The sequence below is a fragment of the Erysipelothrix sp. HDW6C genome (genome assembly GCF_011299615.1).
GTDB lineage: Bacteria > Bacillota_I > Bacilli_A > Erysipelotrichales > Erysipelotrichaceae > Erysipelothrix.
Map to the genome: position 1 here is coordinate 1689354 of NZ_CP049861.1, position 16303 is coordinate 1705656.

A 16303-nucleotide genomic window follows, 5' to 3' on the forward strand; every position below is an offset into this window, starting at 1 on the left:
AAGTAAAGGATAAATCGTCAATTCTTCATGACATTCAATAAATAATTTTATAATTGTTATATATTTTGTTTATAACGTTATAAAACGGCAAGAATTAAGCCGGAAGAATGGTTATAAGAGCATATCGATTCAAACATCATTTCTTTGACAGGCGCATTCAAATTTCTGATTTATTATATTTGTGAAGATTTGATGTGCGTCCATTACATAAAACAAACATTTGATAACAAACTTGACAAATCTAACATTGGAATTGGTATGGTGGGCTTGATATGGCGATGCCAAAAATAATTGTGGGTATCAATTTATCCAAAGGAGGAACTATGAGAAAGAGTATATTTAAATATGTGTCATTAACCTTATGTCTATTCTTAATCACAACGTCACTTCGCGTTTTTGCTGATACAGAAACTGAAGTCCCAAGTGAAGCAATCCAAGAAACTAACATTGAAGACACAGAATCCGTTACAGATGAGGATCACAGTGAAGCTGTGACTAAAAACACGGAACATGAAACTGAATCTGCACCTGTTGAAAAAGAGCAAGAACCTATCGGGGTAATGGGCTCATCGGGTGGTGCTATAACCCCCTTCCAGGCAAGCATTCATGTTGAAGCAACCAGCGATACATTGGAAGTTGGACAAGTTGCTGAATACCGTATTTTCTTTACCCTGCCAGGAAGCGCAGATTCGTATAAGAATGTTCGGTTGATTCTCAATTTGCCAAACGCTCTCAATGATACAAGTATTCGTTTTGACCAAAATCTTAAAGAACTTGAAGTTCGTGGTATCGTTCCAATTTATGATGCTGTGAACCACACACTCACTTACGACTTTAACGAGATCGAAGGTGGTTTCGAGTCTAGCATCACACTTAAAATCTTAACGGAAAATGGGTATCCATTGAACGGTGAAGCATTGACATTGGAAGCGAAAGTAACGGGTGATAATCTTCTAGACGTTGAATCATCCGCAACAACCACATTGGTTGCAAATTATAACGCATCATTGTCCAATAAGTTTAATGGTATTTTAGATGAAGATGGGGTCTTGGTTGCTCGTGAAAGCATACGCTACCTTGATACTGCGCAGTATGGTATTGGTCTAAGCGTAAACCGCTATACTGCAGGATCACTCGCGCTGCAAGCAAACTCTGATTTAAAAATTTCTTACACATTGCCAGAAGGTTTACAGTATATCAGCGATACATCCGGTGTAACGCCAGTTGTAAACGGAAAAACCTATACATGGACTTTCCCAGCAAACACAAATCAGTCTGAGGAATACTATGTATCCATTAATTTCACACTTGACGTAAAGGTTGATGGTGACTTCGTCAATTTCTCATACGTCAATAACGAAGCTGTTGCTTCAATTACGTTTGTGGATGGTCACACCCAATCATTTACAGCGATTGCTAAGACAATGGTTTCACCCAACTATGAATTTACACCACCACCATTGATCGGCGAAACAGCCCTTACATCCGTATTTAGTGGGCCCAAAGATGGACTTGGTGGATTGGGTTGGATTGCCAACGACGACCCTTCTGTCTATGATGGTGCGAACTTGGGATGGCGATTCTATCTAACATCGATTGGCGCCACAAACCCTGAATACGGGCTCAATTCGTATGATGTATTCTTTATGCCCGATGAAAACATCAATATTACACGTATGTATAGTGGTGATTTTGTTTCCAGAGCGGCTAATGAGTATCCAATGGCACCCTTGGAACCTGGGCAATCTGTACAATATTCCATTAGCATAAAATATGTTGGTGAGGATACATGGACTCAGGGACTCGATTCCGTTGCTGTGAGCCGCTTCTATACTGCGGAAGAATTGGGTATTGATCCATCACGCAAAGTGGAAGTCCTTTGGATGCATTTCCATGATAATGAAGAAGCAATCTTTGTTGATAATGTTGAATACACAACATGGCAAAATATTCTTCCAGGGATTACATCGACAAACCTTAGATTCTATACATCGGTCGATGAAGGATACATTGGTTCAATTGAATCAAAATCTGCAATGGCTTATGCAGGATGGGATTCCGAGGGCTATCTTGTTACGGGACAATCAGACAATGTTCCTGCAGATGTGCGAGCAAGCTCCTATCGTGAAATTGGCGCGGGTGTGGAATCACGCTTGAGTCCAAAAACTGCACAAGTTATTCGTGCACCGGAAGGTAAATCACGGTATGTTCGTTCAAATATATCGTTAGCAAATACCACTTCAAATCTCATTAAATCGGGTTCAAATACATTACGTATGGACATCATCAATGATATTTCCTCGATCAAACGTATCGGCGGCCCCCTCACTTCTTATGCATTAATCGGTGAAGGGATTGTATTGAATGATGTGAGTGCAGCTACGGGTGGTACTGTAAGTGTCCTCGACACAAACTATCAAGGTTCAGGAAAGACCTTAATCAAACTTGAATATACCGTAGACAGTCTTCACCCGAATTCCTATACGCGTATCGAAATCCCTGTAACTGTAAGTGAAAACGCACCTTTCAAGATTGATTTACAACTGATTGGTTATCTTGCTGAAGACTTTGAAGTTGCTGATACAAGCAACGCAAATGGTACCTTTACATTAAAGAAAGAGGATACCTACCACTTCAACGGCAACGAGCCTAGCAATGATTTTGTTTATGTAACCGATAATAGCTATACCTATACTTCAGCCTATGAATATTTTGCATCCGCAAACATCAAAGGTTTACCAAGTATTGAGGTCTATGAAAACGGTAGTGCAACAATGACACTGTCCGTTCATAACAACAAAACAAATCCAATGAAGTCTCTTGTGTTAATTGGAGTGTTGCCAACACGCGAAGACACCTTCGTCCTGAATGATGATGCTCGCCAATCGAAGTTCGATATGAATCTTACAGGACCAATAGTGTTACCTGAGGCATATGCAAATGCATTTGATGTCTATTACAGCACATCCAAAGAACCGCTCGTAAATGGCATCCTTGATGCGAATATCGGATCTATTCAAAATGGTATTCCTCCACTCTCACTCGTTGATGATCAAACATGGCTTAACGAAAATGAAGTGAGTGACTTTGCAAGCATCCGTTCTTATAAAATTGTAATGAAAACAGGCAGTGCAAGTATTCTTGAATCTGTAATATCGTTTGAAGTGCCCCTTCAAGTGGATCAAACAAACCTTACCGGTCTTGAATCCATTGACAACCGAATTGCTTACGCATCGTATGCAGTTGCCGTTAATGAGGCTTCACCGCTTGAAGCACAAGCTGTTCAATTCATTTATACAAAGACACCACGTTATGATGTGAGTGGTAATAATGTAACCATGAACCTTCGGGATGCTCAAACAGCAGTGACATCCAATACCTTTATGGATAATCTAACATTAAATGTTGGTGCCATTGCCCATAAAGATGGCGTCCTTGTTCCCGAAGCAACGATTGCCTTAGAGCTTCAAGGCGATATGAATAAACTTGAAGTTGGTGTCTACACCGTCAACCTAAGTTACAGTGATGGAACACGTCGCAGCATCTTGGCTGAGAATACAGTTACACTCACAATTATTGATGAAACCAAACCATCACCAACTTTACCTTCTACAGGTATTGCACAAAACGTCCTTCCATTTTACTTTGTCGGTCTTGGGATCGCAATTCTTGGATATAACGTACTTTCTACAAAATACCGAAAACGCGACTAAGTCTTTCTGAATTCAAGAAGAAAGCGGCTTGTTATTTAAAACAGGCCGCTTTTTCTATTATATATATTAAACCATCACAATATCTTGAATTGCATATGCTAATGCATTTTTCTCTTCTTTTGAGAATTCTAAATTAAACACAAACTGGAGTGCATGAATCAATGTCTTGGCAACATTGTCACAACGATAGTCAACCAATAACATATTAATGTAGAAATCACGCATCTTTTGATCTTGATACGAGCGCATCAACATAACCTCAATTGCTGCAGTTAATGTTTTTTTACCACTTTCACGAATTACTAAATTGTTTTGAGCAAATGCCTCATCCAACATGGTCATAACAAGCTCACCTGTATGGCTTGGAAGCAAATTCAAAAGCGTAGCTGGAGTATCGCCATCTGTAATCATTGTCGTTAAAAGAACGCGCTTATCATATTCACATCCATCAATTGTAACGCTCTCACCATCAAGATTAAGCATCAAGTCAAATTCTGCAAGGCGTGATCGACACGAACGCAGTACATGTAAGACCTCTTCGCGGCTCATTCCAGTACCACAAACAAGATCATCGACCCGTGTCTCACCTGAAATATCATTCATAATATGGAGTGCTAATGTCTTCATGAGCTTGATTTCACCAATTGAACCAAGGTCACTAAATACATGAGCATCGTAAAGTTTGTTGCAAAGTGAATCATTTGTCTTGATAAGTTTATAACCAGCGTTGGTAACCGTCTTAATCTCAAAACCATAACCATGGCCAAGTTTTTTTAGTTTACCAATCAGGTTACGTGTGCGTCGTTCACTTAAATCCATTGTATTCATAATTGTATCCATTGGAATAATTTCATTTTCGTCAAATATTTCAAGTAAGTTTGTAACTGTTGTCATAGAAGAATCCCCCTCTGTGATACTAGTTTCTCACAGTGAGGGATTCCTATACAGACAAACATTTGCAAAGCTATTTTGTAACTTCTTTACTTATATAACTTCATTAATATAAATGATCAATTCATCATAGGAAGATATCTCCAATATTTTAGGACTGATGAGAATGCTTGTATACAATTCAGCAACTTCTTGATAGACAGAAAAATATTCTCTCATGATATTGAAGATAAAAATGAGCTTTCCATCATCTTTGCTTTGTCGGCCATTTGCAACACGTACAACTGCGACGCTATTTTCAACGGTAAAAGAGTCCATCGCATGTGCGCCCCCTACACCAGACACGTACAAGGTCGATCCAATTGATTCTCGCTGAGCTACCGATTCTCGAAATCCTTCGCGCGCATATCCTTTCGATTCCATAATACCTGCATACTTAAGCACAATATCTTGATAGCTTAAGGACGCATCGGTCTCTATAAAGAATAGCTCTGGCAAGAGTACTTCTTGCAGGCGGTTAATTTGGCCATGATGGCGTCGTATATTGTGATAAATCACTTCGCGTTGAAGTCGTTGCAATTCAACATCGGTTGGAATGGGTGACAACTCATAGACAAGCGTCTTCGTTTTGCGTTCAATGTAGCCGTGTTGTGTTGTCAGTAGAATCAGATCAAACGCATCCAAATCCAAGCCATCGACTTGCTTCATAAATCGTGTTGTTAATGTAGCATTGGGGAAAATCATCCGAACTCGTGAACCAAGAAAGTCAGGATTGCATTCAATCAATCCCGTCGCAAGAAGAACGTGTTTCACATTCATTTGAAAACGATACTTATCATCGTTCATGGTTGCAGCAAAATGCAATGAAAGCAAGCTTAACTCATCCCGTGATAAGTCTTCCAATTTCAATAGTGGTAAGTGTTTGATAAAATCGATCGTTAAAAGGTTGGCGAAGATATGCTTTAACCCAATGCGATCATAATTGGGATTCTTAAATTCATACTTGTATGAAATACGGATTAAGAGTGCATAGACATGATAGGTCAGCCGATTTACGAGTGAAGCATTCATTGAATAATTCGTATGGTATTCACCATCAATAGCATTCAGTGCCGACTTTACATGGGCTACATATTTCTCTTGAATCTCAACAGGCAATTGATATGAGTTTGTCATAACAAAGATATTCAATGCGAGAAGCATCTCTTCTTTGGGGCTCAGCGGCAATCCAAACTTTGCCATTAACTCAGTCATTATGTAATTTGCGGCATTGAGACTTGGAGCATCAATTTGCATACGATTGACATCGACACGAATGTGGACATCCGCATTAAAGATACGCATGATAAAAACTTCAACATGGGCAACTGTCTCGTTAAAGATGGCTTCATTAAAGTAAAGTTGATTTTCATAGAAACCGTTAAAGACAATGCGTTTGATTTGTTCTTCTTCATCAACTGTAAAGTAACGCATGCTACTAAAGTTACCGATGCCCTCTGTGAAGATATCTGCAAGAAGGTTTCTCTTGTTGTATTCAATACCTTCAATACGGATACCATAGTAAGGTTTGGACACGTAAGTAAGTTCATATTTCTCTAAGATATCCACGATAAGTTTCAAATCCGCAACAACAGTTGGGCGCGTTACATCAAGAAGTTCTGCAAGCTCATCAATGCTTGAATAGTCTTCTTCAATGTTAATGAGATACAGCATCATATTATGAAGGCGCATCGTACGGTTGCTGGCATCAACATGCATTTGCCCATTTCGCGCAATGAAGGATTCTAAAAGGGCATCATCGGTTGCTTTGAGCAAGTATCCAGCTTTTGGAATGGTGCGTATTTCAAAGCCATTGCGCTCACCCATTGTGCGAAGCTCACCCAAAAGCGCACGGACCTTTCGCTCCGAAGCTCCAACACTTTCAATCATTGCAGCAATATCGACAATTTTCCCCTCATGCAAGAGCATGAACAATGTCATCAGTGACTCCATATGAATGTCCCCCATTAATCTTTCTTCTATTGTACGATATTTCGAGAGAAATTGCCGTGTTAGAGACTGAATGTCCAAAGAAAACAACACGTCTTGCGACGTGTTGGCTTAGAGTTTGTGAAAAATAGGCTCCATCTTCGAAAATGTGCAGTATTCTGTAAATCCAAGTTCCTTGAGAATCGCTCGTGATGATTGAATGTACGCTCCCAAGTGTTCTTTTTTATGACTGTCACTTCCAATCGTAATGATGCGTCCACCCAACGCACGGTACAATTTTAAGATTTCGATAGAAGGCGTAATACCATTGATACCATAGCGGTGTGATGAAGTATTCACTTCAATCCCCTTACCATCAGCAATTACGACTTCAAGTATTTTGGTAATCATGGCCTTATGCGCATCAAAAGCATCTGTTTCTTTATCCAAGTACCGACGAATCAAGTCCATGTGAGCAAGACAGCTGTAATTGTGATAGGTTGAGACCAAATCATACATCTCTTTGTAATACCGGGTGTAACTTTCGTGCTCACTGCGTCCCTTTTGAAAATCACCCGTCCAAAATTCTTGATCATTCACTTGATGTACCGATAGTAAAACAAAATCCATGGGGTAAGCATCAAATACACGCTGGAATGAAGCAATCGTATGCATTTGCATACCAAATTCAAGACCCCGCTTGATCGATATCATGTCACCGTATCTTTCTTGGAGTCTATCAATTTCGGCGAAATATCGTGGGTAGTCGACATTGAGGATGCGTTCTCCATCAACAATACGCGCTTTGTGCATTTCGTGCCAATCGACCTTCACACCATAATCAACATGATCTGTAAAACAGATTGCATCCAATCCTAAGGCAATCGCATCATTTACAACATCTTCCATGGGATACCATGAATCATCACTGTAGTCACAGTGAACATGATAATCAACAAATAGTTCTTTCGTCATGCTTATCTCCTTCTAACTTAATGCCATCATATCATGAAAATGACTTTCGAAAACGTTGTGAGTTCCGTTTGAAATAATCGATTCACAACACCCAATATTTACTCTTTCTTTGAGATAAATCTTCCAATTTTTCCATTAGAAAAGACGATCTACCTAGCGGTAAATCGTCTTTGTTTAAAGCCATGTGATTCATGAATCTAGTTCATTTTCACAGTCGGATTTTCAATCGTTACAATGAATTCGCCGTTGTTTGCATCAACACGAATGATTGAATTTGCTTCGACGTCATGTTCAATGAGTTGATAAGCAACCTTTGTTTCGATTTCTCGTTGAATAAAACGTTTCATCGGACGTGCACCATAGGTGACATCACTCCCTTGAGCAACAATCATGTTCAATGCTTCTGGGGTTACTTCAAGGACAACCTCACGACGGCTCATGCGCACGGCAAGTTCATCAATGAATTTGCGGGCAATGTCGACAAGAACATCATCGCTCAATGCATTAAAGACAATGATCTCATCAACACGGTTGATGAACTCAGGTTTGAAGTGACTTTGAACAACTTGCATGTAGTTGTTGTTGCGGACAGCAACATCTTTCTCAAAAGCAAATTGACTACCCAAGTTTGAGGTCATGATAATAATGGTATTCTTGAAGTCAACAGTGACACCTTTACTGTCTGTAATGTGTCCGTCATCCAAGATTTGTAACAATACATTGAATACATCGGGGTGTGCTTTCTCGATTTCATCAAGAAGTACGATTGAATATGGGTGACGTCGGACTTGCTCAGTCAATTGTCCCCCTTGTTCATACCCTACATATCCTGGAGGCGCACCGATTAAACGGGCCACGCTGTGTTTCTCCATATACTCACTCATATCAATACGAATGATGCGACTCTTATCATCAAAGAGTTGTTGTGCCAAGACACGTGCAACTTCTGTTTTACCAACACCTGTTGGTCCTAAGAACATAAACGAACCGAGTGGGCGGTTTTCGTCTTGAATCTGTGCTTTCGAACGCAAGATAGCATCAGTTACAGTTTGCAGTGCATCGTCTTGACCTTTAACATAAACTTCCAACTCGTGTTTCAAGTTGAGCAGTTTCTCACGATCAGAAGCAACCAGTTTGGTAATATCAATGCCTGTCCACTTCGAGATAATTTCAGCAATCAACTCTTCAGTGACGACTTCTTGAATCATACCTTCTGTGTTTTCCATCTCGTTGGCTTCTTTGATGCGTGCTTTAAGTGCTGGAATGGTTTCATATTGAAGACGCGCAGCCTCTTCATAACGGGCTTCGTTTTGAGCACGTTCGAATTCAAGGCGTGCTTTTTCAAGTTCTTCTTTCGCACCTTTGACACCATCAAGCGCATCTTTTTCTTTTTCCCAACGGGCAAAGAGTAAGTTGTATTTCTCTTTTAGATTGCTTAACTCTTCTACAATCTCATCAAGACGTAAGAGAGTTCGCTCATCTGTTTCTTTCTTAAGGGCTGTTTCTTCAATTTCAAGTTGGCGAATCTTCCGTGTTAACTCATCGAGTTCTTCAGGCATCGATTCCATTTCAACACGAATTGAAGCACTGGCCTCATCAATCAAGTCAATTGCTTTGTCTGGTAGGAAACGATCGGTAATATAACGATCGGATAACTTGGCAGCGGCAACAATTGACTCATCAAGAATCTTAACCCCATGGTGGGACTCAAAGCGGTCCTTTAAGCCACGAAGAATTGAAATCGTGTCATCAACTGTTGGTTCACTGACCGTGACACGTTGGAAGCGGCGTTCTAAGGCGGCGTCCTTCTCGATATGTTGACGATACTCGTTGTAGGTCGTTGCACCAATTAAGTGCAACTCACCACGTGCTAACATCGGTTTGAGTAAGTTTGCAGCATCCATGGAACCTTCTGTTTTCCCTGCACCGACAAGATTATGAATCTCATCAATAAAGAGAATAATGTTTCCATCAGCTGCTTCCACCTCTTCAAGAACCGCTTTGAGGCGCTCCTCAAATTCACCACGATATTTTGCACCGGCAATTAGCGATCCCATATCAAGTTCAATCAATTGTTTGTTTTTCAAACTGAATGGAACATCACCACGCATAATGCGCCATGCAAGCCCTTCAGCAATCGCAGTCTTACCAACACCCGGTTCACCAATGAGAATTGGGTTGTTTTTTGTTTTACGGCTCAAGATTTGTATCACGCGACGAATTTCATCATCACGGCCAATAATAGGATCAATTTTACCATCACGGACATCTTTTACCAAGTCTCGACCATATTTCAAGAGGGCATCAATATTGTTTTCTGCTTGTGGAGTGTCAATGACACGACCACCACGATGTTCAAGAATTGATGCTTCCAGTTTGTCTTTTGGCATCATCGATGCATACACATTCTCAACCTCTAAGATTGCTAAGAACAATGCATAGAGGGACACAAATGTATCGCCCTTGTCTTTAGACCATTGTGTTGCTTTGCTCATCATGGTTCCAAATTCCGAGGAAGCTGTTAATTGTGCTCCTTGAACCATAGGCAAAGCTTGTAGTTTATCATCGGTAATATTTACAATTGCTTGCCGTGCAATACCGTTTTCTTCCAGGATGACATCCAAGTCACCTGAATTCATAATTGCCTTCATAACATGTAATGGCGTCACTGCACTGTGTTCCATTGCAGATGCATAGTTGACGGCTTCCATTATCGCTTGTTGGCTTTTTTCTGTTAAATTATCATTTTGCATATGCTTCACCTCCATTGTTGTTTTAGCAATCTCCATAGTTGAGTGCTAATGATAATCGGAAAGAAAAGTGATTTGCATCACTTGAACGCTTTTTTAAAGCGGTCAAAGACACTCTCACCCTTCGTTTCTCTTAACGTTTCGTAGATCTCTCGTTGTTCACGGGAAATCTTGGTAGGGACTTCCAATTTAACTTCTACATATTGGTCGCCCATTCTGCCTGAACGAAGGTCTTTAACTCCTTTTTCACGCAATCTAAACTTCGTATTTGGTTGTGTACCCGCAGGTATTGTTAAGGTAACATCACCATGAACCGTAGGAACATCAATTTCAGTTCCCAATGTTGCATCGACCACTGAAAGTGGAATTTGGATATTAATATCGTTACCTTCACGTTTGAAGTATTTATGGGTTCCAACAATTATCTCTATAAAGAGGTCCCCGTTTGGCCCACCATTGGCTCCGCGTTCTCCTTTACCGGATACACGAAGTTGTTGACCGGATACAATTCCCGCAGGAATTTTAATATCAACATTAACTTTTTTACTGTTATAGCCTTTGCCATGACATTCAGTACATTTTTTCGAAATTGTTTTTCCACTACCACCACAATCTGGACAGACTGCAGCCGATTGGAATGTTCCGAATGGTGTTCGTTGTTGCGTTACAGTTTGACCTGTACCATTACAACGCTGACATGTATGGATATCATCTTTACTGAAGGCGCCTGAACCATGACATACTGTACATTGTTCATCAACATGCAGTGTGATTGTCTTTTCAGCACCGAAAACGGCATCCATAAAGTCAATCTTCATGTTCATAAAGCGATCTTGACCTTGTTGTGGAGCATTTGGATTACGACGACTTTGTTGGCCACCTCCAAAGAACGAACTGAAGATATCTCCAAAATCATCAAATCCTGCACCACCACCGAAGCCACCAAATCCGCCAGCACCGCCACCTGTTCCACCATTTTGATCGAAGGCAGCATGACCGTATTGGTCATAGGTACTACGCTTGGTTTGATCACTTAAGACTTCATAAGCTTCTTGTACTTCTTTAAACTTAGCGTCAGCACCATCCTCCTTATTGACATCAGGATGGTACTTCTTCGCTAACTGGCGATAGGCTTTTTTAACTTCTTGTTCTGTAGCACTCTTTGAGATACCCAGAACCTCATAATAATCTTTTTTCGCCATATCTACCCTCCAATATTAGTAAACTTCATTAATTTTTTTCTTCAAACTCAGCATCAACAACTGTATCTTCTTGAGCTAATTCCTCTTCAGGGTTTGATTGCGCTGCTTGTTGCTCATACATTGCTTGAGACATTGCTTGTGCTGCTTGTTCAAGTGCATCAAGTTTTTCTTTCAATGTATCCATGTCATTGTTGTCCAATGCAGTTTGAAGTTCATCACGTAATTTTGTAACTTCTTCTTTTTGTGCATCATCAACTTGTGCTTCTTCATTTTCCAATGTTTCTGTAATTTGGTGAATGAATTGTTCGGCACGGTTTTTGAGTTCAACTTCTTCTTTTAATTTCGCATCTGCTTCAGCATTTTCTTCAGCATCACGAACCATTTTTTCAATGTCAGCATCGCTTAATCCTGAGCTGTTTGAAATTGTGATTGATTGTTTTTTGTTTGTTCCTTTGTCCATTGCCGATACGTTTACAATACCGTTAACGTCAATGTCAAATGTAACTTCGATTTGTGGAATACCACGACGTGCTGGTGCAATACCATCTAATTTAAAGACACCCAATTGTTTGTTGTCTTTTGCCATTGGACGCTCACCTTGCAAGACGTTGATATCAACAGCTGGTTGGTTATCAGCAGCAGTTGAGAATACTTGTGATTTCGATGTAGGGATTGTTGTATTACGATCGATAAGAACGGTCATAACACCACCCATTGTTTCGATACCCAATGATAATGGTGTAACGTCTAAGAGTAGCACGTCTTTAACATCACCAGAGATAACACCACCTTGGATTGCAGCACCCATAGCAACAACTTCATCAGGGTTAACAGATTTGTTTGGTTCTTTACCTAATTCATTCTTGACAGCTTCAACAACTGCAGGAATACGCGTTGATCCACCAACAAGTAATACTTGATGAATATCATTCTTTGTAAGTCCAGCATCTTTAAGTGCTTGACGAACAGGAACGAGTGTACGTTCAACCAATGATTTTGTCATTTCATCGAACTTAGCACGTGAAAGTGTTGTTTCCAAGTGTAATGGACCAGATTCACCAGCTGAGATAAATGGTAATGAAATTTGTGCATTTACTGTAGCTGATAAGTCTTTTTTAGCTTTTTCTGCTGATTCTTTGAGACGTTGCATTGCCATTTTGTCTTTTGACAAGTCAATGCCGTTTTCTTTCTTAAAGAGATCCACTAAGTAATCAACGATGATGTGGTCAAAGTCATCCCCACCAAGTTTGTTATCACCTGCTGTTGATAATACTTCAAAAGTTCCATCTGCTAATTCTAAGATCGAAACGTCAAATGTACCACCACCAAGGTCAAATACTAAGACTTTTTGTTCAATATCTGTTTTATCGATACCAAATGCTAAGGCTGCAGCTGTTGGTTCGTTGATAATACGTTCAACTTCCAATCCCGCAATCTTACCAGCATCTTTTGTTGCTTGACGTTGTGCGTCATTAAAGTATGCAGGAACAGTAATAACTGCTTTGGTAACTTTTTCTCCTAAATAGTCTTCAGCGTATGCTTTCATGTAACCAAGAATCATTGCTGAGATTTCTTCAGGTGTGTAATCTTTTCCTTCAAGATTAACTTTTTGGTTTGTACCAATTAAACGTTTAACAGAAATTGCTGAGTTTGGGTTTGTAACAACTTGACGCTTTGCAGCATCCCCAACAATTCTTTCACCGTTTTTAAAACTTACAACAGAAGGTGTAGTACGATTTCCTTCTGGGTTTGTAATAACTTTTGCTTCCCCACCGTCCATAACTGCGACAGCAGAGTTTGTTGTACCTAAGTCAATTCCGATAACTTTACTCATAATAATTTTCCTCCTAAATTTATTGGCTTACTTTTACCATGCTCGCACGTAGAATGCGATCTTTTAACATGTAACCTTTTTGTAATTCTTGAACCACAATGTTGGGTTCAACACCGTCCACTTCTTCCATCATCATTGCTTGATGAATGTTTGGATCAAACGGTTGATTTAAAGCTTCAATGGGTTCAACACCCTCAGCTTTTAATGAAGCCATCAGTTGTTCGTAAATCATTTGAACACCTTCTCTAAAGGCCTCATCCGAAGTATCCTGGATTAACGCGCGTTCCAAGTTATCAATAACCGGAAGGATACTTGTTGCGAAACTTTGAATGCGATACTTACGTGCTGTTTCATGTTCACGTTGCAAACGCTTTTTCAAGTTCTCTGTATCAGCGAATGTTTTTAAATAATCATTCTTTAAATTTTCTATATCTTGTTTTAATGAAATGATTTCTTCTTCCAAAGAGACTGCTTCAGCAACATCTTCTTCCTCTACAGGATCGACTACTTCCAGCTCTTCTTCAATTGTTTCATTCTTGTTCGTCTTCTCTTTGCTCATCTTGACCACCTTTCCCATAAACTTTTTCGACCATTTCTGAGACGTAATCAATGAGTGATACGACTCGACCGTATTCCATACGGTTTGGCCCAACAACCATTAGCTGATGTTCTGAATTTTCAGTAAGTTGAAACTTACTTGAGACAACAGCCATGTCATCGACCCATACAAGTTCACTGTGCGATCCCTTTGTAAGTCGTAGATTTTCATGGTTAATCGATATTTCACGCCACATCTCACTGTTTTCAAGCATCCCCATTAACTGGCGTAGCTTTTCAATATTTGAGAACTCTGGTTGGTACAGCATATTGCGCTCACCACTTAGGTAAACTTCGCTTTGAGCAAACTTAACGAATGCTCCTACGAATGCTTCAAACAAGACTTCATATTGAACTAACTTCACAGATAAGATTGGTCTTAAACCTTCCATCTTCTCAACGATGTCTCCGAGCTTCGTACCCTTGAGACGCTCATTCAAGATGACCGTGCACTGCTCAATGTCTTCAACACTGACTTGAGATTCAAAATTGAAGATGCGGTTTTCCGCATGTCCCGATTCAGTTACAAAGACTGCCATCGCTGACAACTCATTCAACGGAATCAATTGAACACTCTTTAGAATCTGATCCGCAGCACTCGGCCCTAAGACCACTGCTGTCAGATTTGTCATGTGCGAGATGATATCGCTACTTTGACGAATTGCTTCATCAATGTCCAAACGACGATCAGAAAATACCTGAGCGATCGCATTCTCTACACTGCGGTTCCCTTCATCTTCCATGAGATGTTCCACGTAGAAGCGATACCCTTTTGTAGAAGGCACCCGACCCGAAGACGTATGCGTCTTTTCAATCAGCCCTTCTTTTTCTAAGTCAGACATTTCATTGCGTATCGTCGCAGACGAGTACGGTAAGTTGAATTTCTCAATTAACGTGTTCGAACCAACAGGTTCAGCCGTATTGATAAACTCAGTAACAATCGCTCTAAATATTTCTACTTTACGCGGTGTTAACATAAATTCCTCGCCTCCTAAACACACTATTTTAGTGCCTGTAACTATTATAGAACAAGCTTTTAGCAGTGTCAAGGGTTAAGTGCTAAAATATAGAAAAAGCAGACGATTAATCTGCTAATACAAAAAAAATTATACTACAACCCCGTCTAGCCATGTAATCCAAGCAATAACTGTAGAGTATCTACGTTTAGGTGTCGAACCACCTAATTTAGGTTGGTAAATTCTAAGTAAATCGATGACAAATGCTTCAGTTGGGAGTTTTTCAAACTCGTGAAGGTACTCATATGCCTGATTAAAAACATTCAAATTCAAGACTTTAGATACTAATATTTTTTTAAAATCAGTACCTTGGCTTGAACGTAGTTTTCTTCCCAAGTCGGTGAAAGTATATTGAGCTCTTTCTTTTTTTTCTAAAACACCTAAAAAAACTAGTGCTTTTAAATAGTATTGTCCCTGACGTATATCATATTCTAAAAACTCTGCAATCTTAATCGCATTTGTAAACTCTTCAACACCCAAAATTATAGAAATTATGGTATTAAACGAGTTTGCTTGAGGGAATGGCACGTCACTTGGAGTTACAGGTATTGCCTTTTTTAGTATTGTGGTTTTATAATTTTCTGATTCTTTGTTTTTTATAATGTATCTAGCCGTTTTTGTAAGTCTCAACGAATTATACTGATTATCATCTTCAAAACGATACTGATATAAATTATAGATTCCATTGTCATAAACAACATAAATCGGAAGAACTTCTTTAGACACCCTATTTTTCCAATGGCGATATGGATAATACAGCTGTCTTACAATAAAATCTGAACTCTTTCTATTCTTCGCCTCAACTACTAAGACGGATGTTTCCGATTCATACCCTCCATCAATTTCCATTTGAGGTCTTAGTATGGATATTTTGTATTTAAAACTAGAATCATCCTTTGAATTGATTTGAAAATCAAATGGTTCAGCTCTCATTCTCCCTGATATGGTTTGAAAGTATTCTTCGTCAAGAAACTCATCTAAAATACCCGAAATTTCAAGCACGTGAAGTGCTGCGCTTTCAGAGTAAACATCATCAACATTTAGCGTTTCCAGCTTAATTGGTAATTCTCGATAAAGAATCTCTGTATGTTCAATAGATGGAAACTTATGATACGCTTGAAAACTTCCAATTGTATACACGCCATTATCTATAGACAATATACATAAATCATTATCAATGAAAATTTCTGGGCGTTGGTTTGAAAAATCAAATTTAGTCATCAACCTCGGCTCACGACCGTACTTCTTGATAGTATCCGCGGTAATTTCGAAAATTCCATCTTTTTTCACCGTTTCAAGGATGCCTTCTCCTTGGATAATCTTTTTCCATGCTTTTGCAACAGATTCTCTTGCCATC

10 protein-coding genes are annotated in these 16303 nt (G+C 39.6%); 1 reads left to right on the forward strand and 9 read right to left on the reverse strand.

What is annotated here, in order from left to right; all coding sequences use genetic code 11:
* Positions 1-323: 323 nt before the first annotated feature.
* Positions 324-3713: a hypothetical protein gene (locus G7062_RS08120; RefSeq protein ID WP_166065412.1), complete on the forward strand. Its 3390-nt coding sequence runs from the start codon at positions 324-326 to the stop codon at positions 3711-3713.
* Between the two features lie 66 nt (positions 3714-3779).
* Here the strand turns inward: G7062_RS08120 and G7062_RS08125 are convergent, their stop codons facing one another.
* From G7062_RS08125 to G7062_RS08165, 9 genes are all read right to left on the reverse strand, one after another.
* Positions 3780-4607 (reverse strand): hypothetical protein, encoded by an 828-nt coding sequence (locus G7062_RS08125; protein ID WP_166065413.1) that lies wholly within the window; start codon positions 4605-4607, stop codon positions 3780-3782.
* 90 nt (positions 4608-4697) lie between these two features.
* Entirely contained in the window at positions 4698-6611 is a 1914-nt protein-coding gene (locus G7062_RS08130; RefSeq protein ID WP_166065414.1) for a PRD domain-containing protein, read from the reverse strand.
* Positions 6612-6704: 93 nt separating this feature from the next.
* Complete coding sequence (locus tag G7062_RS08135) at positions 6705-7547, reverse strand: histidinol-phosphatase HisJ family protein (protein WP_166065415.1); 843 nt, start codon at positions 7545-7547, stop codon at positions 6705-6707.
* Positions 7548-7744: 197 nt separating this feature from the next.
* Positions 7745-10300 (reverse strand): ATP-dependent Clp protease ATP-binding subunit, encoded by a 2556-nt coding sequence (locus tag G7062_RS08140; protein WP_166065416.1) that lies wholly within the window; start codon positions 10298-10300, stop codon positions 7745-7747.
* Positions 10301-10377: 77 nt separating this feature from the next.
* Positions 10378-11499 carry a molecular chaperone DnaJ gene (dnaJ, locus tag G7062_RS08145; protein ID WP_166065417.1) on the reverse strand — a complete coding sequence of 374 codons (1122 nt, stop codon included), beginning with the start codon at positions 11497-11499 and terminating at the stop codon, positions 10378-10380.
* A gap of 28 nt (positions 11500-11527) precedes the next feature.
* Complete coding sequence (gene dnaK / locus G7062_RS08150) at positions 11528-13333, reverse strand: molecular chaperone DnaK (RefSeq protein ID WP_166065418.1); 1806 nt, start codon at positions 13331-13333, stop codon at positions 11528-11530.
* A gap of 19 nt (positions 13334-13352) precedes the next feature.
* Positions 13353-13892: a nucleotide exchange factor GrpE gene (gene grpE / locus G7062_RS08155; RefSeq protein ID WP_240915939.1), complete on the reverse strand. Its 540-nt coding sequence runs from the start codon at positions 13890-13892 to the stop codon at positions 13353-13355.
* Complete coding sequence (gene hrcA, locus G7062_RS08160) at positions 13864-14907, reverse strand: heat-inducible transcriptional repressor HrcA (RefSeq protein ID WP_166065420.1); 1044 nt, start codon at positions 14905-14907, stop codon at positions 13864-13866. The genes grpE and hrcA overlap by 29 nt, the downstream gene beginning before the upstream one ends.
* A gap of 129 nt (positions 14908-15036) precedes the next feature.
* Positions 15037-16302: a hypothetical protein gene (locus G7062_RS08165; RefSeq protein ID WP_166065421.1), complete on the reverse strand. Its 1266-nt coding sequence runs from the start codon at positions 16300-16302 to the stop codon at positions 15037-15039.
* Between the last annotated feature and the right edge of the window lies 1 nt (position 16303).

What these genes read in the sequence shown, in the direction of transcription:
- hrcA (WP_166065420.1), bottom strand. Translation starts at nt 14,907, where the DNA reads ATGTTAACACCGCGTAAAGTAGAAATATTTAGAGCGATTGTTACTGAG.
- G7062_RS08130 (WP_166065414.1), bottom strand. Translation starts at nt 6,611, where the DNA reads ATGGGGGACATTCATATGGAGTCACTGATGACATTGTTCATGCTCTTG.
- grpE (WP_240915939.1), bottom strand. Translation starts at nt 13,892, where the DNA reads ATGAGCAAAGAGAAGACGAACAAGAATGAAACAATTGAAGAAGAGCTG.
- G7062_RS08125 (WP_166065413.1), bottom strand. Translation starts at nt 4,607, where the DNA reads ATGACAACAGTTACAAACTTACTTGAAATATTTGACGAAAATGAAATT.
- dnaJ (WP_166065417.1), bottom strand. Translation starts at nt 11,499, where the DNA reads ATGGCGAAAAAAGATTATTATGAGGTTCTGGGTATCTCAAAGAGTGCT.
- G7062_RS08140 (WP_166065416.1), bottom strand. Translation starts at nt 10,300, where the DNA reads ATGCAAAATGATAATTTAACAGAAAAAAGCCAACAAGCGATAATGGAA.
- G7062_RS08165 (WP_166065421.1), bottom strand. Translation starts at nt 16,302, where the DNA reads ATGGCAAGAGAATCTGTTGCAAAAGCATGGAAAAAGATTATCCAAGGA.
- dnaK (WP_166065418.1), bottom strand. Translation starts at nt 13,333, where the DNA reads ATGAGTAAAGTTATCGGAATTGACTTAGGTACAACAAACTCTGCTGTC.
- G7062_RS08120 (WP_166065412.1), top strand. Translation starts at nt 324, where the DNA reads ATGAGAAAGAGTATATTTAAATATGTGTCATTAACCTTATGTCTATTC.
- G7062_RS08135 (WP_166065415.1), bottom strand. Translation starts at nt 7,547, where the DNA reads ATGACGAAAGAACTATTTGTTGATTATCATGTTCACTGTGACTACAGT.